The organism is Isoptericola sp. BMS4, from assembly GCF_011634835.1.
GTDB lineage: Bacteria > Actinomycetota > Actinomycetes > Actinomycetales > Cellulomonadaceae > Isoptericola.
This window is the reverse complement of sequence record NZ_SIRP01000001.1, coordinates 887,816-911,397: the sequence shown is the minus strand read 5'-3', so window position 1 is coordinate 911,397 and position 23,582 is coordinate 887,816. Positions and strand designations below refer to the sequence as shown.

Annotated in this window: 23 protein-coding genes; 9 read left to right on the top strand and 14 right to left on the bottom strand. The window is 75.0% G+C overall.

Going from position 1 to position 23,582, the window contains the following annotated elements; all coding sequences use genetic code 11:
• Positions 1 to 14: 14 nt before the first annotated feature.
• From EYB28_RS04045 to EYB28_RS04005, 9 genes are all read right to left on the bottom strand, one after another.
• The gene (locus tag EYB28_RS04045; RefSeq protein ID WP_166845043.1) at positions 15 to 416 is read right to left on the bottom strand and encodes an Rv3654c family TadE-like protein; all 402 of its coding nucleotides are present in this window, start codon (positions 414 to 416) and stop codon (positions 15 to 17) included.
• On the bottom strand, positions 413 to 805 hold the full coding sequence (locus tag EYB28_RS04040; RefSeq protein WP_166845041.1) for a TadE family type IV pilus minor pilin: 393 nt from the start codon (positions 803 to 805) through the stop codon (positions 413 to 415). The genes EYB28_RS04045 and EYB28_RS04040 overlap by 4 nt, the downstream gene beginning before the upstream one ends.
• Positions 805 to 1,056: a DUF4244 domain-containing protein gene (locus EYB28_RS04035; RefSeq protein ID WP_240930378.1), complete on the bottom strand. Its 252-nt coding sequence runs from the start codon at positions 1,054 to 1,056 to the stop codon at positions 805 to 807. Before EYB28_RS04035 ends, EYB28_RS04040 begins: the two co-directional genes overlap by 1 nt.
• Positions 1,057 to 1,264: 208 nt before the next feature.
• On the bottom strand, positions 1,265 to 1,852 hold the full coding sequence (locus EYB28_RS04030) for a type II secretion system F family protein (RefSeq protein WP_166845040.1): 588 nt from the start codon (positions 1,850 to 1,852) through the stop codon (positions 1,265 to 1,267).
• Positions 1,849 to 2,331, bottom strand: a complete 483-nt coding sequence (locus EYB28_RS04025) for a hypothetical protein (protein ID WP_240930377.1) — start codon at positions 2,329 to 2,331, stop codon at positions 1,849 to 1,851. Before EYB28_RS04025 ends, EYB28_RS04030 begins: the two co-directional genes overlap by 4 nt.
• A gap of 161 nt (positions 2,332 to 2,492) precedes the next feature.
• The gene (locus EYB28_RS04020; protein WP_166845038.1) at positions 2,493 to 3,713 is read right to left on the bottom strand and encodes a TadA family conjugal transfer-associated ATPase; all 1,221 of its coding nucleotides are present in this window, start codon (positions 3,711 to 3,713) and stop codon (positions 2,493 to 2,495) included.
• Positions 3,710 to 4,534 (bottom strand): septum site-determining protein Ssd, encoded by an 825-nt coding sequence (ssd, locus tag EYB28_RS04015; RefSeq protein ID WP_166845036.1) that lies wholly within the window; start codon positions 4,532 to 4,534, stop codon positions 3,710 to 3,712. The genes EYB28_RS04020 and ssd overlap by 4 nt, the downstream gene beginning before the upstream one ends.
• Before the next feature lie 90 nt (positions 4,535 to 4,624).
• Positions 4,625 to 5,911, bottom strand: coding sequence for an MFS transporter (locus tag EYB28_RS04010; RefSeq protein WP_166845034.1), 1,287 nt, complete (start codon positions 5,909 to 5,911; stop codon positions 4,625 to 4,627).
• A complete protein-coding gene (locus EYB28_RS04005; RefSeq protein WP_166845032.1) occupies positions 5,908 to 6,552 on the bottom strand; it encodes a helix-turn-helix domain-containing protein in 645 nt (214 codons plus the stop codon). Before EYB28_RS04005 ends, EYB28_RS04010 begins: the two co-directional genes overlap by 4 nt.
• Before the next feature lie 104 nt (positions 6,553 to 6,656).
• Here EYB28_RS04005 and EYB28_RS04000 point away from each other — a divergent pair, with 104 nt between their 5' ends.
• The 5 genes from EYB28_RS04000 (at position 6,657) to EYB28_RS03980 (ending at position 14,445) form a co-directional block, all read left to right on the top strand.
• Positions 6,657 to 7,490, top strand: coding sequence for an HAD family phosphatase (locus EYB28_RS04000; protein WP_166845030.1), 834 nt, complete (start codon positions 6,657 to 6,659; stop codon positions 7,488 to 7,490).
• A 419-nt stretch (positions 7,491 to 7,909) separates the two neighbouring features.
• Entirely contained in the window at positions 7,910 to 9,922 is a 2,013-nt protein-coding gene (acs, locus tag EYB28_RS03995; protein WP_205710835.1) for an acetate--CoA ligase, read from the top strand.
• A gap of 98 nt (positions 9,923 to 10,020) precedes the next feature.
• Positions 10,021 to 10,983: a mycothiol synthase gene (gene mshD, locus EYB28_RS03990; protein WP_166845026.1), complete on the top strand. Its 963-nt coding sequence runs from the start codon at positions 10,021 to 10,023 to the stop codon at positions 10,981 to 10,983.
• Positions 10,984 to 11,026: 43 nt separating this feature from the next.
• On the top strand, positions 11,027 to 13,402 hold the full coding sequence (locus tag EYB28_RS03985; protein ID WP_370459437.1) for an RNA degradosome polyphosphate kinase: 2,376 nt from the start codon (positions 11,027 to 11,029) through the stop codon (positions 13,400 to 13,402).
• Positions 13,399 to 14,445 carry an NUDIX hydrolase gene (locus EYB28_RS03980; RefSeq protein ID WP_240930376.1) on the top strand — a complete coding sequence of 349 codons (1,047 nt, stop codon included), beginning with the start codon at positions 13,399 to 13,401 and terminating at the stop codon, positions 14,443 to 14,445. The genes EYB28_RS03985 and EYB28_RS03980 overlap by 4 nt, the downstream gene beginning before the upstream one ends.
• Before the next feature lie 26 nt (positions 14,446 to 14,471).
• Here the strand turns inward: EYB28_RS03980 and EYB28_RS03975 are convergent, their stop codons facing one another.
• From EYB28_RS03975 to EYB28_RS03965, 3 genes are all read right to left on the bottom strand, one after another.
• Positions 14,472 to 15,476: an inorganic phosphate transporter gene (locus tag EYB28_RS03975; protein ID WP_166845024.1), complete on the bottom strand. Its 1,005-nt coding sequence runs from the start codon at positions 15,474 to 15,476 to the stop codon at positions 14,472 to 14,474.
• Positions 15,477 to 15,478: 2 nt separating this feature from the next.
• Positions 15,479 to 16,102 (bottom strand): DUF47 domain-containing protein, encoded by a 624-nt coding sequence (locus EYB28_RS03970; RefSeq protein WP_166845022.1) that lies wholly within the window; start codon positions 16,100 to 16,102, stop codon positions 15,479 to 15,481.
• Between the two features lie 288 nt (positions 16,103 to 16,390).
• A complete protein-coding gene (locus EYB28_RS03965) occupies positions 16,391 to 16,990 on the bottom strand; it encodes a hypothetical protein (protein ID WP_166851647.1) in 600 nt (199 codons plus the stop codon).
• Positions 16,991 to 17,161: 171 nt separating this feature from the next.
• On the opposite strand from EYB28_RS03965, the gene EYB28_RS03960 reads away from it, so the two are divergent.
• The 4 genes from EYB28_RS03960 (at position 17,162) to EYB28_RS03945 (ending at position 21,507) form a co-directional block, all read left to right on the top strand.
• Positions 17,162 to 18,598, top strand: a complete 1,437-nt coding sequence (locus tag EYB28_RS03960; RefSeq protein ID WP_166845021.1) for a sugar porter family MFS transporter — start codon at positions 17,162 to 17,164, stop codon at positions 18,596 to 18,598.
• Between the two features lie 207 nt (positions 18,599 to 18,805).
• Positions 18,806 to 19,282: a MarR family winged helix-turn-helix transcriptional regulator gene (locus tag EYB28_RS03955; protein ID WP_166845020.1), complete on the top strand. Its 477-nt coding sequence runs from the start codon at positions 18,806 to 18,808 to the stop codon at positions 19,280 to 19,282.
• Positions 19,279 to 20,907, top strand: a complete 1,629-nt coding sequence (locus EYB28_RS03950; RefSeq protein ID WP_166845019.1) for an MDR family MFS transporter — start codon at positions 19,279 to 19,281, stop codon at positions 20,905 to 20,907. The genes EYB28_RS03955 and EYB28_RS03950 overlap by 4 nt, the downstream gene beginning before the upstream one ends.
• A 117-nt stretch (positions 20,908 to 21,024) precedes the next feature.
• Positions 21,025 to 21,507 carry a MarR family winged helix-turn-helix transcriptional regulator gene (locus EYB28_RS03945; protein WP_166845018.1) on the top strand — a complete coding sequence of 161 codons (483 nt, stop codon included), beginning with the start codon at positions 21,025 to 21,027 and terminating at the stop codon, positions 21,505 to 21,507.
• 82 nt (positions 21,508 to 21,589) lie between these two features.
• Here the strand turns inward: EYB28_RS03945 and msrB are convergent, their stop codons facing one another.
• The gene (gene msrB, locus EYB28_RS03940; RefSeq protein ID WP_166845017.1) at positions 21,590 to 21,994 is read right to left on the bottom strand and encodes a peptide-methionine (R)-S-oxide reductase MsrB; all 405 of its coding nucleotides are present in this window, start codon (positions 21,992 to 21,994) and stop codon (positions 21,590 to 21,592) included.
• 32 nt (positions 21,995 to 22,026) lie between these two features.
• On the bottom strand, positions 22,027 to 23,490 hold the full coding sequence (locus EYB28_RS03935; RefSeq protein ID WP_166845016.1) for a DEAD/DEAH box helicase: 1,464 nt from the start codon (positions 23,488 to 23,490) through the stop codon (positions 22,027 to 22,029).
• Positions 23,491 to 23,582: the final 92 nt, after the last annotated feature.

Below are 23,582 nucleotides of genomic sequence, written 5' to 3'. Positions count from 1 at the left end.
GGCCTGGCTCCCCCCTACCCGGCTGCCCCGCCCTCGTCCGTCGGCGGCCCGGCAGGCCGAGGGCCGGCCCTGGCGTCGGCGTGCGCGTCGCCGAGCAGGCCGGCCCAGGGCCCGCCGTCGCTCCCGACGGCGGGCCTTGCCGTCCGGACCCGCACCACACCGCCGGGCTCCGGCTCGCACCCGACGAGCTCGGCGCCGTTGCGCCGTGCCGCGTCAGTCGCCACCGTGCACGCGTCCTCGCCGTGACGCGCGACGGTCGCGGCCGCGAGCGCCGCGAGGTCTGCCGCGGCCTGCGCCGAGCCACGTGCCCGCTGCGCGGAACCCAGCGCCCCGACGCCCAGCGCCAGGAGCAGCACGACGGCGGCGACCGCCAGCACCAGGACGGTGCCGGCGCCCCGCTCGGGACCGCCGGTCACGGCTCCACCCACGCGGTCGCCTCGCCGGACGCCCGCACCGGGGCGGCCGCGAACCAGCCGCCGACGACCGGCCGGGTGACGGTGACGCGGACCCAGTCGCCGTCCCTCGAGACGCCCAGCGCGGCCTCCGCACCGCCGACCCGGTCCACCACGCGGCGGACCTCGGCGTCGTCCTGCCCGATCGCGTAGGCGCGGGCTCCGGCCCGGGCCGCGTCCAGGGCACGCATCTGCGCCGTGGACGCGGCCGTGAGCGTGAGCACCGCGACCAGCAGGAGCACCACGACGGGCAGCCCGACGGCCAGCTCGGCCGTGACCGCGCCCCGCTCCGCGGCGGCCCCGTGAGGCGGCGACGGCGCCGCACGGCGCGCCCCGCTGCGTCGCGGCGCCATCAGACGGACAGGGCCGAGCTGATGATGCTCTCGAGCAGCCCGCGGACGGTGTCGCTCTTGAGCACGGCGATCAGCAGCCCGGCGAACCCGACGGCGGCGACCGTCGCGACGGCGTACTCCGCCGTCGCCAGCCCGGCCTCCGGGTCGGACCGGTCGGCGGTGTCGGGCAGGTCGGGTGCGTCGAGCCCGCCCGTCCTGCCCGGGCGCGCCTTCTCCCTCGCACCCGACGCACCGTCCGCTCCGGGTGCCACAGGCGCACCCGGACCATCAGGCGCTCCCTGCCCCACCTGTGCGGCCGCAACCTCGGGGGCCCCCGGACCGGACGTCCCCCGGCGGGTCGTGCGACTCGTCGTGCTGGTCATCTCTCCTCCTTCGCTCCACCGGCAGGCTGCCGGTGCGTGTGCTCCGGCCGGGCGGCCGGAGCATGACCGGCCGGGTGGCCGGTGGTCGGCGTCAGGTTCATCCCGACAGCAGGTCGATCCCCAGGGCGATCAGCACGGGCGCCAGCCCGACGAGCACGAACGCCGGGAGGAAGCAGGCGCCCAGGGGCAGCACCAGGCGCACCGCGAGCCGGGCGGCCGCCGTCCGGGCGGCGGCGCTGCGCGCGTGCAGCACCTCCTCCCGCGCGGTGCGCAGCGCGTCGGCCGGCGCGGCGCCGTCGGACCAGGCGCTGCGGAGCGCGCGGTGCAGGGGCGCGAGCCGGGCGGGGGCGGATCGCCACGCGTCCTCCCAGGGCGCGCCGAGGCGCAGCGCGGTGGCGGCGTCCCGCAGGGCCGCGCCCTCCGCCCCGCCGACGGCGTCGCCCGTGGCCGCCAGCGCGCGGGGGACCCCGGCGCCCGCCCGGACCGCCGCGGCCAGCAGCTCGAGCAGCACGGGCAGCTCCACGCGGGCCGCGATGCCCGGGCCCGCAGGGCGCGCGGGCGGCGCGACGGCGACCCGGCGTGCGCGGCGTCGGACACCGGCGTGGGACGCCCACCAGGGCGCGGCGCCGCACAGCGCGAGGAGCGCCACGGGTGCGGCGGTCGCGAGGAGGGCCCCGGCGGTCATGCCGGGTCCTCACCGGCACGGCGGGCCGTCGCGACGAGGCGACCGGTCCAGACGCGCCCCGCGGCGAGCAGCAGCAGCCCGGCGGCCACGGACGCGGTGCCCGCACCGCCGTCCACGGCCGTGCCGAGCGGGTCGGCGCCGAGCACCCACCCGAGCAGGGCGCCGAGCGCGGGCAGCCAGAGGAGCACCCGCGCGGTGGCGCGCGGGCCGGCCAGGGACGCCGCCCGCTCCGCCCGCGACTCGGCCTCCGCCGCGAGTGCCCCGGCCACGGCGTCGAGCACGCCGCCGAGCGGGGCGCCGACGTCGCGCGCCAGGCGGGCCGCCGCGGCGATCGACCGGGCGTGCTCGGCGCCGCCCACCAGGGGCGCGAGGTCCCCCTGGCGCGGCACGCCGTCCGGTCCGGCCGGGACGGCCAGGGCCCGCGACCACGCCGCCGCCGGCGGTGCCCCCGCCCGCAGCAGGGCCACCACCTGCGCCATCGCCACCCGGACGGTGTCCCCCGCGGCGTCGGGACCCGTGGCGCGCCGACGCGGCGCCAGTCTCAGGCGCCGACGCGACGATCGGGACAGTGGTGCGCGCCGGCCCGCACGGGCGAGCACCAGCCAGACCGCCAGTCCCGTGGCCGCCCCCGCGGCGGCGCTCAGCACGCCGGCCCCGCGACGTCGGGGACCGACCGTCGCAGGTCGTCCCACGCCGGCCCCGCGACGTCGGGGACCGACCGTCGCAGGTCGTCCCACGCCGGCCCCGCCACCGGGTCGCCGTACCCGTCCCACGACGCGGCGCGGCGCACCTCGAGCCCGCCACCGGCGTCGCGGCCGACGAGGCCGACCTGGGCGAGGTGGCGTCGCCCGCCCCGTCGGCGCAGGTGCAGCACCACGTCCAGGGCGGCGGCCGCCTGGGCGGCGACGGCCTCGCGCGGCATGCCCGCGAGCGCGGCGAGCGCCTCGAGACGCGCGGGGACGTGCTCGGCGGCGTTGGCGTGCACGGTGGCCATGCCGCCGTCGTGCCCGGTGTTCATGGCGAGCAGGAGCTCGCGCACCTCGGCGCCGCGGCACTCCCCCACGACGATGCGGTCCGGGCGCATCCGCAGCGCGCCGCGGACCAGGTCGGTCAGCGTCACCTCGCCCACGCCCTCGACGTTGGGCCGTCGCGCGGCCAGGGCCACGACGTGCGGGTGCCGGGGCGCGAGCTCACGCGCCTCCTCGACCACGAGCAGCCGTTCGCGTGCGGGCACGAGCCCGAGCAGGGCGGCCAGCAGCGTCGTCTTCCCGGTGCCGGTGCCGCCGCTGACCAGCAGGTTCGCCCGCCCCACGACGAGGGCGCCCAGCAGCGGCTGCCACTGCCGGGGCACGGCGCCGGCGTCGACGAGGGCGTCGAGGGTGAGCGTGGTCTGGCGCAGCACGCGCAGGGCGACGACCGCACCCTCGGGCGCCACGGGCTCGACGACGGCGTGCAGTCGCGTCCCGTCGGGCATCCGGGCGTCGACGGTCGGCGCGGCGTCGTCCAGCCGCTGCCCGCTCACGGCCGCCATCCGCACGGCGAGCGCCCGCACGTCCGCCGGGGTACCGAGGTCGACGTCGGCACGGTGCAGGCCGTCGCCCCGGTCGACCCACACGTCCCGGGGCCCGTTGACGAGCACGTCCGTGACGCCCGGCGCGTCGAGCAGCGCCTGCAGCGGCCCGGCACCGGTGAGCTCGGCACGGGCGGCGCGCGTGAGGTCGGTGAGGGCCTGGGAGCCGATGACGCGCCCGCTCGCGCGCAGGGCGTCCGCCACCGCGGCGTCGTCGACCTCGGCACCGGTGGCCCCCACGCGTGCGCGCACGTCGGCGAGCAGCGTGCGGTCCACCGTCCCGGCCGTCACGACGCCCTCGCGAGCGCCGCCGCCAGCCGCGCGGAGGTGCGCCCGACCGGTGCGCGGCGTCCCACCCGGGGCCCCTCGCCCCGTTCGACGGCGGCGGCGAGGCGCGGGTCCCAGGGCAGCTCGGCGACCACGTCGAGGCCGAGCGCGGCCTCGACGGCCGTCGCGTCGACGCGCCCGGGTGCGGGCCGGCGGGCCACCACCCACGGGTCACCCGCCCCGGCCTCCTGGAGGGCGACGGCGGCGGAGGCGGCCCCGGCCACGCCGGGCACGGTGCTGGGCACGACCAGCAGGACGGTGTCCGCGGCGGCGGCGAGCAGCCGCGCGGCGTGGCTCCACCCGGACGCGCGCGGGAGGTCGAGGACGACGCTCTCCCCGGCGCGCAGCAGCCCGGTGGCGACGTCCAGGACGACGGACCCGTCGGGCGGCGCCGCCTGCGCCCGGGTCCCGCTGAGCACGGGCACGCGCCGCCAGCGGGGCAGCGCGGCCACGAGGCCTTCGCCATCGACGTCCCCGCGGGCGGCGGCCAGCTCGGGCCACCGCGCCCCTGGCTCGTCCTCGATGCCGAGCAGGACGTCGGCGCCGGCGCCGGGGACGTCGAGGTCGACGAGCACGGCCCGCTCCCCGGAGCCGCGCAGGGCGTGTGCGAGGGCGGCGGCGAGGGTGCTGGTGCCGGCGCCGCCGCACGCGCCGAGCACCGCCACGGTGCGGCTGGCGCGCAGCGCGGTGCCCGGCCGGGCGAACGGCCCGGCGTCGCCGGCCGCGCCGGGCGGGACGGCGGCGGGCGGGTCGAGGAGCCGGAGCTGCTGGGGTGCGGTGTCCATGGCGTCCACGCTGGCGGGCGGGGCCGGGGACCGGCAGCGGTGCCCCCGGCTCTGTGGACGGCGGTGTCGTGGGGGCGGCCTCCGCGCCTGTCAGACGCTCACGACGGTCCGTCCCTCCGCGGCCAGCTCCCGCTCACGGCGCCACGCGGGGACGAAGCACAGGGCGCCGAGCACGCTGAGCGCGCCGCCGGCGACCATCGCGACGGGCGTCGAGACCGTGTCCGAGATCCAGCCCAGCGACGGCGAGACGACGGCGAACGACGCGAAGGCCGTCATCGACGCCATGGAGAGCACGGTGGACCGGTTGCGCGCCTCCGCCTCGCGGTGCAGGAGCGTGTTGTACAGCGGGCCACCGGCACCGTGGAGCGCGTACGTCACGAGGTAGGCCACCACGAGCGCCGCAGGCCCGGCCACCAGGCCCATCCAGACGGCGCCCAGGCCGTTGAGGACGCGCGCGGCGATGGCCGCGCGCACCACCCCGACGCGCCGGGAGGCGAGACCCGCGAGCGTGGCCCCGAGCGCGAACACGCCCCAGCCCGCGGCGGCAGCCGGGCCGACGAGCGTGCCCGCCGCCGCCTCGTCGCCAAGGATCTCCGCGAGCCGGATCGGGAGGAACTGCTCGAACACCACCATGGCCGCGGCCCAGAAGACCTCGACGAGCAGCAGAGACCGCAGCACCCGGTTGCCGCCCGCGAGCCGCAGGCCGGCGACGACGGTCCCCGGCGTCCGCCGCGCCGAGTCGAGGGCGCGCCGCAGCCGGCTCGGCCCCGCGCCCGCCTCGACGGGGCGGTCCTCGCGCAGCAGCAGGCACACCATGACGAGGTGCCCGGCGGCGAGGACGGCGTAGACGACGTAGGGCAGCGTGAGCGCCGACCAGGCGTCCACCGGGTCCCACCACACGAGCCCGCCGGAGACCAGCGCGCCGAGCGCGATCGAGGCGCCGAGCACGCCGCCCTGGCGCGAGAGCGTGCGGTCGACGTCGGCGCCCGGGCTGGTCGCGTGCACGGTGTCGACGAACCAGGCCTCCATCGGGCCGGAGTCCAGGGCGCGGAACGTGCCCATCGCGGCCGCGGCGAGCGCGAACGCCCAGAACGACTGCGCGGTCGCGAACAGGGTCGCGGCGAGCACCTGCATCGACGCCGCGGCGACGAGCACGGGCCTCCGCCCGAACGCGTCCGCGGTGCCGCCGGTCGGCAGCTCGAGCGCGAAGACCACGATGCCGGTGACGGAGGCGAGCGTGAGGGTCTGGGTGACCGAGAGCCCCCGGTCGATCGGCAGGAGCGTCGTCACCGAGACGACGAGACCCACGGGGAACCAGCGGGTGGCGGTCAGGAGCAGGAAGATCCGCCGGGCCGCGGCGGGCGTCAGGGTGCTCACCGGGGCTCCTCGAGGTCGTGCCGCCCGTCCGGCGCGTCGGGGACGTCGGAGGGGTCGAGCGGAAAGGCGAACCGCCACACCTGCACGCGACGCGCGGCAGTGTCGCCGCGCCCGGCGCTGGCGTAGCGCCGGAGCACGGCCGCGATCTCGGCGTCCATCGCCTCGGCCTGCTCGGGCGTCACCTCGACCCACGTGTCGGACATCCCGGACACGTCGCGCCAGGCGTCGGGCCAGGCGTCGGCCGCGTCGAGCCACCGCGAGTAGTGGTCGTCGAACTGCCGGTGGTAGTCGCGCACCAGCCAGTCGACGGCGGTCCGCGCGTCCTCGTCGTCGTCGAACGCGGTGTTCTCCCACGAGTGCGCCTCGGTGCTCGCCCGCCAGATCCGCTCCTTGCCACGGCCCTCGCCGGTGTCCTCGACCAGACCGACGCCCTCGAGCCGGCGCAGGTGGTAGCTGGTGGCGCCGGTGTTGCTGGTCAGCGTGGCGGCGAGCGCGGTCGCCGACGCCGGCCCGTCGCGCCGCAGCGCGCCGAGCAGCCGGGAGCGCAGCGGGTGGGCGAGCACCTTGACCGCCTCGGCGGTGAGCGCGAGGTGGCGGGCGGGCCGGTCGTCCTGGGGGTCGGGTCGGTCGGGAGGCGTCATGGGTGCACAGTATCTGTGCACAGGGTCTATGCACAAGAGTTGTGCAGAGGGTTTGTGCACCGTCGGCGTGACCGCCCTCGGCCCGCCGGGCTAGGCTCGGCTGCGTGAGCGGCCCCGCGGACGACCCGGCGACGACGCCCTCGGCCACCGGCACGACGGGCCACCGGGTCGCGGCGTTCTTCGACCTGGACAAGACGATCATCGCGACCAGCTCCTCGGCCGCGTTCTCCCGGCCGTTCTACGCCGGCGGCCTCATCACCCGCGGCGACGTGCTGCGCAGCGCCTACGCCCACCTGCTGTTCATGGCCGGCAACGCCGACGCCGACCAGACGGAGCGGATGCGCAAGCACCTGTCCGAGCTCGCCACGGGCTGGGAGGTGAGCAAGGTGCAGCAGATCGTCGCCGAGACGGTGCACGAGCTCATCGACCCGTACGTCTACGCCGAGGCCGTGGACCTGATCGCCGAGCACCACGAGCTGGGGCACGACGTCGTCATCGTGTCGGCCTCCGGCGCCGAGCTGGTGGACCCGATCGCCACGGTCCTCGGCGCGGACCACGTCATCGCCACCCGCATGGCCGTCCAGGACGGCCGGTACAGCGGCGAGATCGAGTTCTACGCCTACGGCGAGCAGAAGGCCGAGGCCGTGCGGGAGCTCGCCGCGGCCCGCGGGTACGACCTCGCGCGCAGCTACGCCTACTCCGACTCGATCACCGACGCCCCGATGCTCGGTGCCGTCGGGCACGGGTTCGCCGTCAACCCGGACCGGGCCCTGCGCCGCGCCGCGGCCGAGCACGGCTGGGGCGTGCTCACCTTCAGCCGCCCGGTCGCGCTGCGCCGCGCCCTGCGGCCGCCGGTCGCCCTGCTCGCCGCGTCCGTGCTGGTCGGCGCCGGGGTCGCGGTCTGGCTGCTGCGGCGGTGGCGGCGCCGGCAGCCGTGACCCGGCAACGGCGCCGGAGACCCTGTTGCGCCACGGCGTCGTAGGGCGTCTCATGGAGAGAAGACGGCCGGACGCGGGACCCACGCACAGGAAGTCCCCGATTGAGGACCCACCCGGCGGGAACGGACCCGCTCGGTGATCGATGACGCGCCTGATATCCGCGTCCGGTACGGCGAGAGCGGCGCTCGGACGACACGTCTCCCGGGCGCCGTCCTCGTGTCGCGCCGCGGACCCGCCGTACCGGCCCCGCGGCGGCGCCCTTTTGCGAGGACCGCGGCCGAACGGTGGGACGGCGTGACCCCGATCACCCCCGCGGTCTAGACTCCCGACGGCGGGGCCTCTCGGGGACCCGCTGCTCCCGCGCGCGCCGCGCCGCGCCGGCGGGATCGCACCAGCGACGATGCGCACCGGAGGTAAGCGTGCCAGACAACGAGACCACCGCCCCCAGCCTCGAGAACCTCCTGCACGAGACGCGGGCGTTCCCGCCCAGCACCGAGTTCGCCGCGCAGGCCAACGCCCAGGCGTCGCTGTACGAGGAGGCGGACGCCGACCGCCTCGGCTTCTGGGCCGACCGGGCACGTGAGCTCGTGACCTGGAAGTCGCCGTTCACGCAGACCCTCGACTGGTCCGACGCCCCGGTGGCGCGGTGGTTCGCGGACGGCACGCTCAACGCCGCCTACAACGCCGTCGACCGGCACGTCGACGCCGGCCTGGGCGACCGCGTCGCCATCCACTTCGAGGGCGAGCCCGGCGACACCCGGACCGTCACGTACGCCGACCTGCAGCGCGAGGTCTCCCGCGCCGCCAACGCGCTCGCGTCGCTCGGCGTGACCAAGGGCGACCGGGTCGTCATCTACCTGCCGATGCTCGTCGAGTCCGTCGTCGCGATGCTCGCGTGCGCCGGCCTCGGTGCCCCCCACTCCGTCGTGTTCGGCGGCTTCTCCGCCGACGCGCTGCGCAGCCGCATCGCCGACGCGGGGGCGAAGGTCGTCATCACGGCCGACGGCGGCTACCGCCGCGGCGCCGCGTCGGCGCTCAAGCCCGCCGTCGACGAGGCGGTCGCCCCCAAGGAGGGCGAGCCCGCCACGACCGTCGAGCACATCCTCGTGGTGCGGCGCACCGAGCAGGACGTCGCCTGGACCGAGGGGCGCGACGTGTGGTGGCACGACGTCGTCGACGCCGCGTCCGACGTGCACGAGCCGGAGTGGGTCGACGCCGAGCACCCGCTGTTCATCCTGTACACGTCGGGCACCACCGGGAAGCCGAAGGGCATCCTGCACACCACGGGCGGCTACCTCACCCAGGCCGCCTACACCCACCGGAACGTGTTCGACCTCAAGGCCGAGTCCGACGTCTACTGGTGCACCGCCGACATCGGCTGGGTCACCGGCCACACGTACATCGTGTACGGGCCGATGCTCAACGGCGCCACCCAGGTGCTGTACGAAGGCACCCCCGACACCCCGCACAAGGGCCGCTGGTGGGAGCTCGTCGAGAAGTACAAGGTCTCGCTGTTCTACACCGCCCCGACGGCGATCCGGGCCTGCATGAAGTGGGGCGAGGACATCCCCGCCGGCTTCGACCTGTCCTCCCTGCGCCTGCTCGGCTCGGTCGGCGAGCCCATCAACCCGGAGGCGTGGATGTGGTACCGCCGCGTCATCGGCGGCGACACCGCGCCCATCGTGGACACCTGGTGGCAGACGGAGACGGGCGCGATCATGATCAGCCCGCTGCCCGGCGTCACCGCCACCAAGCCGGGCTCCGCCCAGGTCGCGCTGCCCGGGATCGCGGCCGACGTCGTCGACGACGAGGCGCACTCCGTGCCGGACGGCGGCGGCGGGTACCTCGTGCTCTCGGAGCCGTGGCCGTCGATGCTGCGCGGCATCTGGGGCGACCTGCAGCGGTTCAAGGACACCTACTGGTCGCGGTTCGAGGGCCTGTACTTCGCCGGTGACGGCGCGAAGAAGGACGAGGACGGCGACATCTGGCTGCTCGGCCGGGTGGACGACGTCATGAACGTCTCCGGGCACCGCCTGTCCACCACGGAGATCGAGTCCGCCCTCGTCTCGCACGACGTCGTGGCCGAGGCCGCCGTCGTCGGCGCCGCGGACGAGCTGTCCGGGCAGGCCGTCGTGGCCTTCGTCATCCTGCGCGGCGAGCACGCCGACGACGCCGCCACGGACGAGGGCTCGGCCCGTGTGGAGAAGGCGCTGCGCGACCACGTGGCCACCCAGATCGGCCCGATCGCCAAGCCGAAGAAGATCCTCGTGGTGCCGGAGCTGCCCAAGACGCGCTCGGGCAAGATCATGCGGCGCCTGCTGCGCGACGTCGCCGAGAACCGCACCGTGGGCGACGCCACGACCCTCGCCGACTCGTCGGTGATGGACCTCATCGCGGCCGGCCTGAGCAAGCCCTCCGCCTCCGAGGACTGACCCCGCCCACGCGCTGTGGGTACGAAGACGGCGTGGAATCCGGTCGGATTCCACGCCGTCCTCGTACCCACGGCGCGGCGGTCGGTGAGAATGGGGTCGTGCGTATCGCTCCCCCGCTGCAGATCGGCCCCCTCGACCCGGACGCCCAGGACGCGGTGCGGCGGCTCGCCGCCGAGACCGCCGACCACGACGGCGTCGCCCCGCTGTCCGAGCAGCCCCTGCTCCACCTGGGCACGGACGCGGACTGGCTCACCCACGTCGTCGCGCACGACAAGCACGGCGGCACGATCGGCTACGCGCAGGTCGACCGGGGCGGGGACGTGGCCGGCGCCGAGCTCGTCGTGCACCCGGACCACCGGCGCCGCCACACGGGCAGCATGCTCCTGCGCACGGCGGAGCGCGACGCCCGGCTGCCCGCCGTCTCCGGCGCGCCCGGCCAGCGCGGCAAGCCGCTGCGTGTCTGGGCCCACGGCGACCTGCCGCCCGCCCGCGCGTTCGCGGCGGCGCGGGGGTACGACGTCGCCCGCGAGCTGCTGTTCCTCGCCCGCCCGCTCGCCGGGGCCGCCCCGTCCGGTACCGCCCAGGCGCCGGACGGGTTCACCGTCCGCGGCTTCCGGCCCGGCGAGGACGACGACGCGTGGGTGGCGCTCAACGCGCGCGCGTTCGCCGACCACCCGGAGCAGGGCCGCCTCACGGCCGACGACCTGCGCGCCCGGGCGGCCGAGCCCTGGTTCGACGCCGCCGGGTTCTTCCTGGTCGAGCCGGCCGGTGGCGGCGCCCCGGTGGCCTACCTGTGGACGAAGGTCGAGCCGGGGCAGCCCGACGGCGCCCGCGACGGGGAGGTGTACGCCGTCGGCGTCGACCCGGCGGCGCAGGGGCACGGGCTGGGCCGCGCGCTGACCGCCGTCGCGCTGGAGCACCTGGCGGCCGTCGGCTGCGACCGCGCCGTGCTGTACGTGGACGGCGACAACACGGCGGCACGGGCCACCTACGACCGCGCCGGGTTCACGACGGCCGCACGGGACGTGCAGTACGCTCCGGCGCCCGCGACCATGTCCTGACCTCGGACACCCGTCGTTCACGTTTCGGTGCCACGATGGGGTCATGACGGCTCCACGCACCCCCCGCACGGCCCGTACCAGGGACGACCGCGGCAGGTTCGTCGCGGCGACGGCCCCCGCCGAGCTGCTGGACGCACGCACCCGGACGACCGCCGCGGCGGGCCCCGCGACGGGGCCCATGGACCGTCAGCTCGCGGCCCACATCGCCGAGCACATCGCCGAGGAGCCCGTCCCCGAGGCCGTCGACGGCCTGCACGCCGCCGGCGAGCAGGACCCGCTGCCCGACGACCGCTTCGCGGAGCGCGAGCTGAGCTGGCTCGCGTTCAACGAGCGGGTGCTCGAGCTCGCGGAGGACACCTCGCTGCCGCTGCTCGAGCGCGTGCGCTTCCTGGCGATCTTCGCGTCCAACCTGGACGAGTTCTTCATGGTCCGGGTAGCCGGCCTCAAGCGCCGCATCGCGACCGGGATCGCGGTGCAGACGGCGTCGGGCATGGGCCCGCGCCAGGTGCTGGAGGCGATCAGCGACGGCGCCCACCGGCTGATGAAGCGGCACGCGAAGGTCTTCCGCTCGGACGTGCAGCCGGCGCTGGCGGCGGAGGCCATCACGATCGTGCACTGGGACGAGCTGGAGCAGCGCGAGCAGGAGCGCCTGCACAAGTTCTTCCGCAAGCAGATCTTCCCCGTCCTGACGCCGCTCGCCGTCGACCCGGCGCACCCGTTCCCCTACATCTCGGGCCTCTCGCTCAACCTGGCGGTGGTGGTCGCCAACCCGCTCACCGGCAAGGAGCACTTCGCCCGCGTCAAGGTGCCGCCGCTGCTGCCCCGGTTCATCGCCGTCGACGACCGCGGCCGTCCCAGCGCGCCCACGCCGACGCAGAAGGGCGGCACGCAGACGTCGTTCGTGCCTCTGGAGGAGGTCATCGCCCAGCACCTCGACCACCTGTTCCCGGGCATGGAGGTGCGGGAGCACCACACCTTCCGCGTCACCCGCAACGAGGACGTGGAGGTCGAGGAGGACGACGCGGAGAACCTCCTGCAGGCCATGGAGAAGGAGCTGCTGCGCCGCCGCTTCGGCCCGCCGGTGCGCCTGGAGCTGACCGAGGGCATCTCGGCGCGCATCCGCGAGCTGCTGGTCCGGGAGCTCGACGTGGTCGAGGACGAGGTCTACACGCTCCCCGGCCCGCTCGACCTCACGGGACTGAACGTCATCGCGGACATCGACCGCCCCGACCTGCACTACCCCCCGTTCGTGCCGACGACGCACCGTCAGCTCGCGGAGGTCGAGTCCGCCACGCCGGGCGACGTGCTGGCCGCCATCCGCGAGCGCGACATCCTGCTGCACCACCCGTACGACTCCTTCTCGACGTCCGTGCAGACGTTCCTGGAGCAGGCCGCCGCCGACCCGAAGGTCCTCGCGATCAAGCAGACGCTGTACCGAACGTCGGGCGACTCACCTATCGTCGACGCCCTCATCGACGCCGCCGAGGCGGGCAAGCAAGTGCTCGCGCTGGTGGAGATCAAGGCGCGGTTCGACGAGCAGGCCAACATCTCCTGGGCGCGCAAGCTCGAGGAGGCGGGCGTGCACGTGGTGTACGGGATCGTGGGCCTCAAGACGCACTGCAAGCTGTCGCTCGTGGTGCGCCAGGAGGCGGACGGGTTGCGCCGGTACTGCCACGTCGGCACGGGCAACTACCACCCCAAGACCGCGCGCATGTACACCGACCACGGGCTGCTCACGTGCGACCGCGACGTCGGCCAGGACCTCACACGGCTGTTCAACCAGCTCTCGGGCTACGCCCCGCAGTCCAAGTTCCACCGGCTGCTCGTCGCGCCGCGCAGCGTCCGTGCGGGCCTGATCGAGCGCATCGACCGTGAGGCGGCCGCGGCCCGCGCAGGGCACGAGGCGTGGGTGAAGATGAAGGTCAACTCCGCCGTGGACGAGGACACGATCGACGCGCTGTACCGGGCCTCGCAGGCCGGCGCGAAGGTGGACCTCGTCGTGCGCGGCATCTGCGCGCTGCGGCCCGGGGTTCCCGGCCTCAGCGAGAACATCCGTGTCCGGTCGATCCTCGGCAGGTTCCTGGAGCACTCGCGGATCTTCGCGTTCGCGAACAGCGCGGGGCCGGCGATCGGCGAGGGCCCGGACTCGGGGCCCGAGGTCTTCATCGGGTCCGCCGACCTCATGCACCGCAACCTCGACCGCCGCGTCGAGGCGCTGGTGCGCATCGCCGACGAGGCACAGGTCACCGAGCTCCTGGAGCTGATGGAGGCCTCGATGTCCGACCGGACCTCCACCTGGCACCTGGGGCCGGACGCCACGTGGACGCGGCACGCGGTGGGCGACGACGGCGAACGGCTCGTGGACCTGCAGACGCAGCTCGTGCGGCGCCACCGCCGCCGGCCCGAGCGGGTGCGGTGACGTCCGGGACGGCGCCGGCCGGGTCCTCCGGCGCGACCACGGCGGTGCACGCCCCCGCACCGACCCCGGAGCGCGCCCCCGACGTGGTGGCGGCCGGGGCTGTGGTGTGGCGTCGGCGCCGGGGCCGCCTGCAGGTGCAGCTCGTGCACCGGCCGCGGTACGACGACTGGTCGTGGCCCAAGGGCAAGCTCGACGCGGGCGAGACCACGGCGGTCGCGGCGGTGCGCGAGGTCGCGGAGGAGACCGGTCACCCCGTGGTCCTCGGGGTCCCGCTGCCGTCGCTCGAGTACCCGGTGTCCGGGGGCCGCACCAAGCGGGTGCACTACTGGGCGGCGCGGCGCGCGGGCGACGAGGACGGCGGCGCACTGGCGGCACGGCTGCCCACCGCGCGCCCGTCGCGCGACGAGGTGGACGACCGGTGCTGGCTCGACGTCGACGACGCCGCCGGGCGACTGACGCGGGACGCGGACCGGGTGCCGCTCGACGCGCTCCTCGCCGCGGACCGCGCCGGACGCCTGGACACCCGGGCCGTCGTCGTCGCCCGGCACGGGCGCGCGCTCGCCCGCGGCGCATGGCACGGCGCCGAGCCGGACCGGCCGTTGACCCCCGTAGGGCACGCCCAGGCCGCGGCCGCCGTCCCGGTGCTCGCCGCTTTCGGCGTGCGGACCGTGGCCACGAGCCCGTGGGCACGCTGCGCTGCCACGGTCGCGCCGTACGCCCGGGCGGCCGGCCTGCGCCCGGCCGACCACCCGGTCCTCGCGGAATCGCCCACCGCGCGGTCCACGGGGCGGGTGGCCGCAGCGCGGGAGGCGCTGCTGACGGAGCTGATGGCCGACGGGTCGGCGGCGCTGTGCACCCACCGGCCGGTGCTGCCCGCGGTGCTGGACGGCCTGCGCGGGCGTGCCCTGCCCTCGGCCCGCGACGGGCTGCCCACGGTCGACCCGTACCTCGAGCCGGGCGAGCTGCTGGTCGCGCACGTGGCCGGCCCCGCGCACGACGCCCGGGTGGTCGCCACGGAGCGGGTCACCCCGCCGCTGTCCTGAGCGGACGGTGCCCCGCGCGGGCGCCGTCAGGTCAGGAGCGGGTGCAGGATCCAGGTGGTCACGGCGGCCACGGCGGCGGCGGCCGGGATGGTCAGCACCCACGCGATGCCGATGTTCTTCGCCACGCCCCAGCGCACGGCCGACAGCCGCCGGGTGGCGCCGACGCCCATGATCGCCGACGTGATGGTGTGCGTCGTGGAGACGGGGGCGTGCAGCACGAAGGCGTTCACGTACAGGACGAGCGCGGAGACCGACTCGGCGACGAAACCACGGGCCGGGTCGAGCTCGATGATGCGGCGACCGAGCGTGCGCATGATGCGCCACCCGCCCGAGTAGGTGCCGAGCGAGATCGCGGCCGCGGCGGCCAGCTTCACCCACAGCGGGATCGTCCCGTCGTCGGCCGCCCAGCCGACCGTCACGAGCGCCATGTAGATGACGCCCATCGTCTTCTGCGCGTCCTGCAGGCCGTGGCCGAGCGCCATCGCGGCGGCCGACGCCGTCTGGGAGATGCGGAAGCGGCGGGTGACCCGGGACGGCGAGCTGTTCCGGAAGATCCACAGCACGGCGACCATCACCAGGTAGGCGCCGAGGAACCCGATGAGCGGCGAGAAGACCATCGGCAGCACGACCTTGTCGACGATCGACTGGCCGTAGATCGGCAGCCCGCCCGCCAGGCCGGCGCCGACGAGCCCGCCGATCAGCGAGTGCGTCGACGACGAGGGCAGCCCGAACCACCAGGTGATGAGGTTCCACGCGATCGCGCCGACGAGCGCGCAGAACACGACGACGAGCGCCGTGTGGTTGGAGGCGTCCTGGAGGTCCACGATCGAGGTCGCGATGGTCTCCGCGACCTCGGTGCCGAGGAGCGCGCCCACGAAGTTCATCACCGCCGCCATGGCCAGGGCGACGCGCGGGGTCAGCGCCCGGGTGGAGACCGACGTCGCGATCGCGTTGGCGGCGTCGTGGAAGCCGTTGGTGTAGTCGAACCCGAGCGCCAGCGCGACGACCAGGACGACGAGGGCTGCCTCCACGCTCAGGACTCCTTGAGCGCGATCGTCTCGACCATGTTCGCGACCCGCTCGAAGGCGTCGGCGGCCTCCTCGAGCATGTCGACGATCTCCTTGAGCTTCATGAGCAGGACCGGGTCGTCGGACATGTCGTCGAAGAGCTGGGCGATGAGCTTGCGGTGCAGCTTGTCGCCCTGGTTCTCCAGGCGGTTGATCTCGACCCAGTAGTCGGAGAGCTGGTCCATCGAGCGCAGGCGGGGCATGGCCTCCGCGGTCAGCTCGGCGCAGCGCTGCAGCACCTGGACCTGCTCGGAGACCCGCAGCGGCAGCTCGTCGACCTTGTACAGGACGATGAGGTCACCGGCCTCCTCCATGGCGTCCATGCAGTCGTCCAGGGCGCCGGCCAGGCCGTAGATGTCGTCCCGGTCGAACGGTGTGACGAACGTCTGGTTGAGGCGCCGCATGATCGAGTGCGTGGCGTCGTCGGCGAGGTGCTCGGCCTCGGCCAGCCGGTCCGCCACGGCCTCACGGTCCGTCTTCGGGGTGCCGAGCAGCTCGGCGAGCAGCGCGGCACCGGTCACGTTGTGCTGCGCGAGCGCGGCCAGCATGTCGAAGTAGGTGGTGTCGCGCGGGGTCAGGCGCAGGCGCACGTGAGGCTCCCGTGGTCGAGGTCGCTGAGACGTTCACAGACTAGAGGTGGCCGCAGTGGCGCGCCCAATCGCCCAGCGCGGCGCACGTCCGCGCGGGCGCCCGGGAGACGCCCCGGGAACAAGTGAGTGCGACGCCGGACCGGGAGCGCCTCTCGGCGCGTGGCCGCTCGTAGCGGCTGAAGATGGAGCCCGGGGCTACCGCGGCCCGACGTCGCGCGCCCATCGTACGCACACCCCCCGCCGGCCCGTAAACTCCCGCCGAACCCGCAGGTCAGGCGGTTCGCGGCGTCACTCGAGGGTGCCGGCGCGCCACTGGGCGGCGGCGTGCTCCAGCTCCTCGGCGGTGCGCACCAGGTCGCTCGCCCCACGGGTCGTCCGCGTGGCCCCGGCGGGGTCGGCGGCCTCGCGGGCGTCGGCGTCGAACGTGGCCCCGGTGGCCAGGATCCGGCAGAACGACGCGGCCCGCTCCAGCGCCACGGCGAGGTCGCCGGCGTACACGCCCGACAGGACGTCGTCGGCGAGGGCACGCAGGTCCTCCGGCCCGGGCGGGCGCGGCACCCCGGCGACGGCCTCGTGGACGGGCGCGGACGCGACGCCGAGCCGGTAGCGCAGCGCGACCGTCCTGGGGTCCCGTCGCACCCACTCGCGCAGCACGTAGATCCGCCACAGCGCGCCCGGCAGCGTCACGGGGGCGGCGTCCGACCACAGCGCCGCGACGACGTCGAGCCCCTCGCGCTCCACCAGCCGGACCAGCCTGTCGACGACCTGCGGGTCCTCGGCGGCGCGGGCGCGGTGCACGACGGCGCGGGCCGTGGTGTGCGCCACCTCGTCGCGCAGCGCGGGGTCGACGGAGCCGGGGAGCTGCTCCGCCTCGGCCGGGTCGAGCATGGCGGGCCTGCGGTGCCTTCGGGGCTCGTCGTCGTTCACGCCCCCCAGTGTGGCGCCCGGGCCGGGCCCTGCGACAGCCCGCGTACACTCGCCGGGCCGATCAGCGCCGCCCGGCCTAGCATGCGAAGCGGACCTCGTCCGCTCACGACGACCGGGAGAACCGAGGAGCTCATGCCCAGCCCGACCCTCAGCGCGGCGGCACGCAGCGCGCACCGCAAGGCCACAGGACTGGCGGTCGCCGCCGCCGTCGGCGGATTCCTGTTCGGATTCGACTCGTCGGTGATCAACGGCGCCGTCGAGGCGATCGAGGGCCAGTTCGGCCTGAGCTCCACCGTGACGGGCCTCGTGGTGGCCGTCGCCCTGCTCGGCTGCGCGCTCGGCGCGTGGGGCGGAGGCAAGCTCGCCGACCGCTGGGGCCGCACCCACGTGATGGTGGCGGGCGCGGTGCTGTTCTTCGTGTCGTCGATCCTCTCGGCGATCGCGTTCAGCGCCTGGGACCTGGCGCTCTGGAGGTTCATGGCCGGCGTCGGCATCGGCATCGCGTCGGTGATCGCTCCGGCGTACATCGCCGAGATCGCGCCCGCCGCGCTGCGCGGGCGCCTGGGCTCGCTGCAGCAGCTCGCCATCACCGTCGGCATCTTCGCCGCCCTCCTGTCGGACCAGCTCCTCGCGGAGGGCGCGGGCGGCGCCGCGAACGAGCTGTGGCTCGGCTGGGAGGCCTGGCGCTGGATGTTCCTGGTCGCCGTGGTCCCGGCCGCGGTCTACGGCGTCCTCGCGCTCCGGATGCCGGAGTCCCCGCGCTACCTGGTGACGAAGGGGCGCGACGGCGAGGCCCGCCGCGTCCTGTCGTCCGTGCTGGGACCGGAGGAGGACGTCGACGACCGGATCGCCGAGATCCACCGCTCCATCGCGGAGGACGAGGAGAACGCCGAGCTCGGGACGCTCAAGGGTGACCGGTTCGGCCTCAAGCCGATCGTGTGGGTCGGCATCCTCATGGCGATCTTCCAGCAGTTCGTCGGCATCAACGTGATCTTCTACTACTCGACGACGCTGTGGCAGGCCGTGGGCTTCGACGAGTCGCAGTCGTTCCTCATCTCCACGATCACGGCCGTGACGAACGTCGCGGTGACGTTCATCGCCATCGCCCTGATCGACAAGGTCGGCCGCCGGCCGCTGCTCCTCGTGGGCTCCGCCGGGATGGCGGTGTCCCTCGGGCTGATGGCGGTCGCGTTCACCCAGGCGACCGGCAGCGGCGAGAACATCTCGCTGGGCGCGCCGTGGAACGGCATCGCCCTGGTGGCGGCGAACGCGTTCGTCGTCTTCTTCGGCGCCACCTGGGGGCCGCTGATGTGGGTCCTCCTGGGCGAGATGTTCCCCAACCGGATCCGCGCCGCGGCGCTGGGCGTGGGGGCGGCCGCGAACTGGCTCGCGAACTTCGCGGTGACGCTCACGTTCCCGCCGATGCTGTCGACGTTCGGCCCGGCGGTCCCCTACACGGTGTACGGGTTCTTCGCCGTGCTGTCCTTCTTCTTCGTGCTGGCCCGGATCCCGGAGACCAAGGGCGTCGAGCTGGAGGACATGTCCGGGGAGACGTACCACCGCGCCTGACCCGCCGCCGTTCGGCTCGCCGTGGGCGCGAGGTCGACGCTGTCTCCGCCGCGAGCAGCGCCGGCCTCGCGCCCGCAGCGCGTCTCCGACCTGGATACTTGCTTGCTGCAAGCACCGGAGTTATAGTTGCATACAGCAATCAACCGACGTCGCCGCGGAGCACCGTGCGACGGACCCGCCCCCATCCAGGACAGCGAAGGCACGCCCATGCCCGTTCCCCGCGCCCGAGCCCGCGAGCTCGTGCAGACGCTCGAGGAGCTCTCCCGCGCCCAGCGCGAGGCCGCCATGCGGGTCGCGCGCGACCTCGACCTCCCCCGCGCCGGCCTCGGCGCCCTGCACCTGCTCACACGGTGCGGCCGCGTCCAGCTCACCGACGTCGCAGCGAAGCTGCGCGTCGACGTCTCGGTCGCCAGCCGCCAGGTGAGCGCCCTCGTCGACGCCGGCCTCGTGCGCCGCACCGTGGACGACGACGACCGCCGGGCCCGCACCCTCGAGCTGACGGACGCCGGCCGCGAGTTCGCCGAGGAGTCCTTCCGCCGCATCGACGACCTCGTCTCCGAGTCCTTCTCCGACTGGACGGAGCAGGACCTCGTCGACGCCACCACCCGGATCCGCAGCGTCGCGGCCGCACTCGTCTCGACCCACGACCGCGCCTCGGCGCAGGAGGAGAACGCAGCTCCATGAGCCGACCCACCACCGGCGACACCGCCCCCGCGGCCCCGTCGCCCGACACCAGTCCGGCCCCCGCCATGTCGCGGCGCGAGACGCTCGAGGCGCTCTCGGGCATCCTCCTCGGCGTCCTCGTCTCGCTGCTGGCCACCACGATCGTCTCGACGTCGCTGCCGCGCATCGTCGCGGACCTCGACGGCTCGCAGCACTCCTACACCTGGGTCGTCACGGCCATGCTGCTGACGATGACGATCTCGACCCCGCTGTGGGGCAAGCTGGCGGACCTCACCAACCGCAAGGTCCTCATGCAGGTCGCCCTGCTCGTCACCGTGCTGTCCGCCGCCGCGGCAGGCCTGTCCCAGAACATCGAGTGGCTCATCGCGTGCCGCGCCTTCCAGGGCATCGGCGCGGGCGGCGTGATGTCGCTGGCCACCGTGCTCATGGCGGACATCATCAGCCCCCGCGAGCGCGGCAAGTACATGGGCCTCATGGGCGGCGTCATGGCCGTCGCCCAGATCGGCGGCCCGCTCCTCGGCGGCGTCATCACCGACACGATCTCCTGGCGCTGGACGTTCTTCGTCGGCGTGCCCTTCGCCGTCGCCGCCCTCATCACCCTGCAGCGCACGCTGCACCTGCCGAGGCGCGAGGCCCGCGCCGTCCGGATCGACTACGTCGGCGCCACCCTCATCGCCGTGACGGTCGCCCTCCTGCTGCTGTGGGTCACCTTCGCGGGCGACCAGTTCGAGTGGGCGTCGTGGCAGACGGCGGCCATGGTCGGCGGCGCGGTCGTCGCGCTGGTCGCGACCGTCTTCGTCGAGCGCGCCGTGCCCGAGCCGATCCTGCCGCTGCACCTGTTCCGCAACCGCACGTTCGTGCTGTCCGTCGTCGCCTCCGCGTCCGTGGGCGTGGCGATGTTCGGCACCGCCGTGTTCCTCGCGCAGTACTTCCAGCTCGCCCGCGGCAAGACGCCGACCGAGTCCGGCCTGCTCACCATCCCCATGGTCGTGGGCACGATGCTCGCCGGCGTCGTCCTCGGCCGGATCATCTCCGCGACGGGCCGCTACAAGGGCATCATGATCGGCGGCGCCGCCGTGCTGTCGCTGTCGCTCTTCGGTCTGTCCACCATCGAGGTCGACACGAGCTTCGTGGTGATCTCCGTCTTCCTGTTCGGCCTCGGCCTGTCCGTGGGCGCGCTCATGCAGAACCTCGTGCTCGCCACCCAGAACACCCTCGACGTGCACGAGATGGGCGCCGGCACGTCCGGCGTCGCGTTCTTCCGCTCCCTCGGCGGCGCGATCGGCGTCTCGGTCCTCGGCGCGGTGATGGCCGCGCGGGTGAAATCCGACGTGACCGCCGGCCTCACCGACCTCGGTGTCCCGGCGTCCGCGACGGGGGGCGGCGCCGGCGCGGTGCCCGACCTCACGCAGGTGCCGGAGCCCGTCCGCGCCGTCATCGAGCAGGCGTACTCGAACGGGATCACGGAGATCTTCCTCCTGGCCGTCCCCATGGCCGTGATCTCGCTGGTCGCGGTGATCTTCATCAAGGAGATCCCCCTCGGCAAGCGCTCCGGCATCGAGCAGGTGCTCGACGAGGAGGAGGCCACCGGCGACGACACCCGGGCGGCCGTCCCCGCCTCCTGACACCTCCCGGCGGGCGGCGCACGGTGCGACGCCCGCCGGGCCCCCGCGGGCCCGGCGAAGGTCACGAGTCGGCACCGAGTCTTCCCGACCGCGCGGACGGCCTATCATGATGGCCTCATGCACCACGCCTCAGCGCCCCCACCAGACCCGGCGACCGACCCGTTCGGCGCCCTCGAACGAGAGATCCGGGTCCTGATCCGGCGCGCCCAGTCCGCCGCCGCCCAGACGGCGCGCCGGGTGCACCCGGAGCTGGAGGCGTCGGCCTACCCGCTGCTCGCCCACATCGACATGCACCCCGGGCTGCGCGGGTCCGACCTCGCCGCCCACTTCGGCGTCGGCCGTGCGACGGTCTCGCGCCAGCTCAGCCGCCTCGTGGAGCTCGGCCTGGTGCACCGCGAGGTCGACCCCGACGACACGCGCGGCCAGCGCATCACCCTCACCCAGGACGGCGCCGCGCGGTTCGCGCGTGCGCGTGACGGCCGCGTCGAGATGTACCGCGCCGCGTTCGGCCACTGGGAGCGCGACGACGTCGCACAGCTCGCGGAGCTGCTGCACCGGTACTCCGAGGACTTCGTGCGCTGGCGCGACACGCACGCCTGACCGCCGCACCGCGGCAGGGACGACGACGGCGAGGCCTCGTGACCGAGGCCTCGCCGTCGTCGTGTCCGGGGTGTCCGGCCTGTCAGCCCTCCGCGGGCTCGAACGCCAGGCTCACCGAGTTCATGCAGAACCGGTCACCCGTCGGCGTCTGCGGCGCGTCGTCGAACACGTGCCCCAGGTGCGAGCCGCACCGGGCGCAGCGCACCTCCGTGCGCACCATGCCGAGCGACCGGTCCTCGATCAGCTCGACGGCGTCACCCGCGAGGGGCGTGTAGAACGACGGCCACCCGCAGTGCGAGTCGAACTTGGTCTCGCTGCGGAACAGCTCGTTGCCGCACGCCCGACAGCGGTAGACACCGACGCGCTTCTCGTCGAGCAGCTCCCCCGTCCAGGCACGCTCGGTCCCCGCCTCGCGCAGGACGGCGTACTCCTCGCGCGACAGCTCGGCCCGCCACTGGTCGTCGGGCTTGGTGATCTCGTAGCTCATGTCGACCTCCTGAAGTTCACCGGGTGCAACCGTCAGTCGCGGCGCGCTGTTCCGGACTGGCTGCGGCCGCGTCCGCCCCGGCGCCGCCGGCGCGACGGGCGCGCCGAGCCTGCGCCCGCGTCCTGGCGTCCCTCGGCCGAGCGGGACTGGGACCGGGACGGGTCGTGCGCCCGCTCGCGCCCCTGACCACCCTGCCCTCCTGCCTGGCCTCCCGCCTGGCCGCCGGGCCGAGAGCCCTGGCGCCCCGTCCGCCGGCCCTTCTTCGGAGCGGACTGCTGAGGAGCCGCGGGCGCGGGCGGGGCGACGTACGGCGCCACCTCGCCCACGAGCGACATCACCACGGCGTCCCCAGGCGCCACCGGCTGCGGGCGCGCGGTGATCTTCGCCTTGCGGGTCAGGTCCTTCATGTCACCACGCTGCTCCGGCAGCATCACCGTCACCACGTCACCGCCGGTGCCGGCGCGCGCGGTCCGGCCGGAGCGGTGCAGGTACGCCTTGTGCTCCGCGGGCGGGTCCACGTGCACCACGAGCTCGACGTCGTCCACGTGGATGCCGCGCGCCGCGATGTCGGTCGCGACCAGCACCTTCACGCCGCCCGTCGAGAACGCCGCGAGGTTGCGCTCGCGCGCGCCCTGGCCGAGGTTGCCGTGCAGGTCGACGGCCGGCACCCCGGCGCTCGTCAGCTGCTTCGCGAGGCGCTTGGCCTGGTGCTTCGTGCGGGTGAACAGCACGCGGCGGCCGGTGCCGGACGCCAGCTCGTGCACGACGCGCTTCTTCGCGTCCGCGTCCGCCACCGCGAGGATGTGGTGAGTCATCTGCGGCGGCGGGGCCGCGGCCTCGTCCACCGAGTGCGTCACCGGGTTCTTCAGGTAGCGCTTGACCAGCACGTCGACCCCGTTGTCCAGGGTCGCGGAGAACAGCAGCCGCTGGCCCGTGGACGGCGTGCGGTCCATGATCCGCTTCACGCCGGGCAGGAACCCGAGGTCGGCCATGTGGTCCGCCTCGTCGAGCACGGTGATCTCGACGTCGTCGAGCGTGAGGTGCTTCTGGCCCAGCAGGTCCTCGAGCCGGCCGGGGCACGCGATGAGCACGTCGACGCCGGCCGCGAGCGCATTCACCTGGCGGGACTGCGCGACGCCGCCGAACACGGTCGTGGTGACGAGCCCGAGCTCCGTGGCGAGCGGCTCCATCGTGGCGTTGATCTGGTTCGCGAGCTCCCGCGTCGGGCACAGCACGAGCGCGCGGGGGCGGGCGGAGCGGCGGCGCGGCCGGCCCTCCGCGGCGGCCCGGGCGGCCGACGTCGCGAGCCGCGTCACGACGGGCAGGGAGAACGCGAGCGTCTTGCCGGACCCGGTGCGGCCGCGGCCGAGCACGTCGGACCCTGCCAGCGTGTCCGGCAGCGAGGCCGACTGGATCGGGAACGGGGTGGCGATGCCCTGGCTCGTGAGCCGCTCGACGAGCGGGGCGGGCAGGGCGAAGTCTGAGAAAGTCGTCAACGTGGCCTCTCGGGGCTGGGACGTCCGGGACGTCGGGGTCGGGGTCCGCCGCACACAATCCGGGGGGATCTCCACGACGCGGGGCGCGCGAC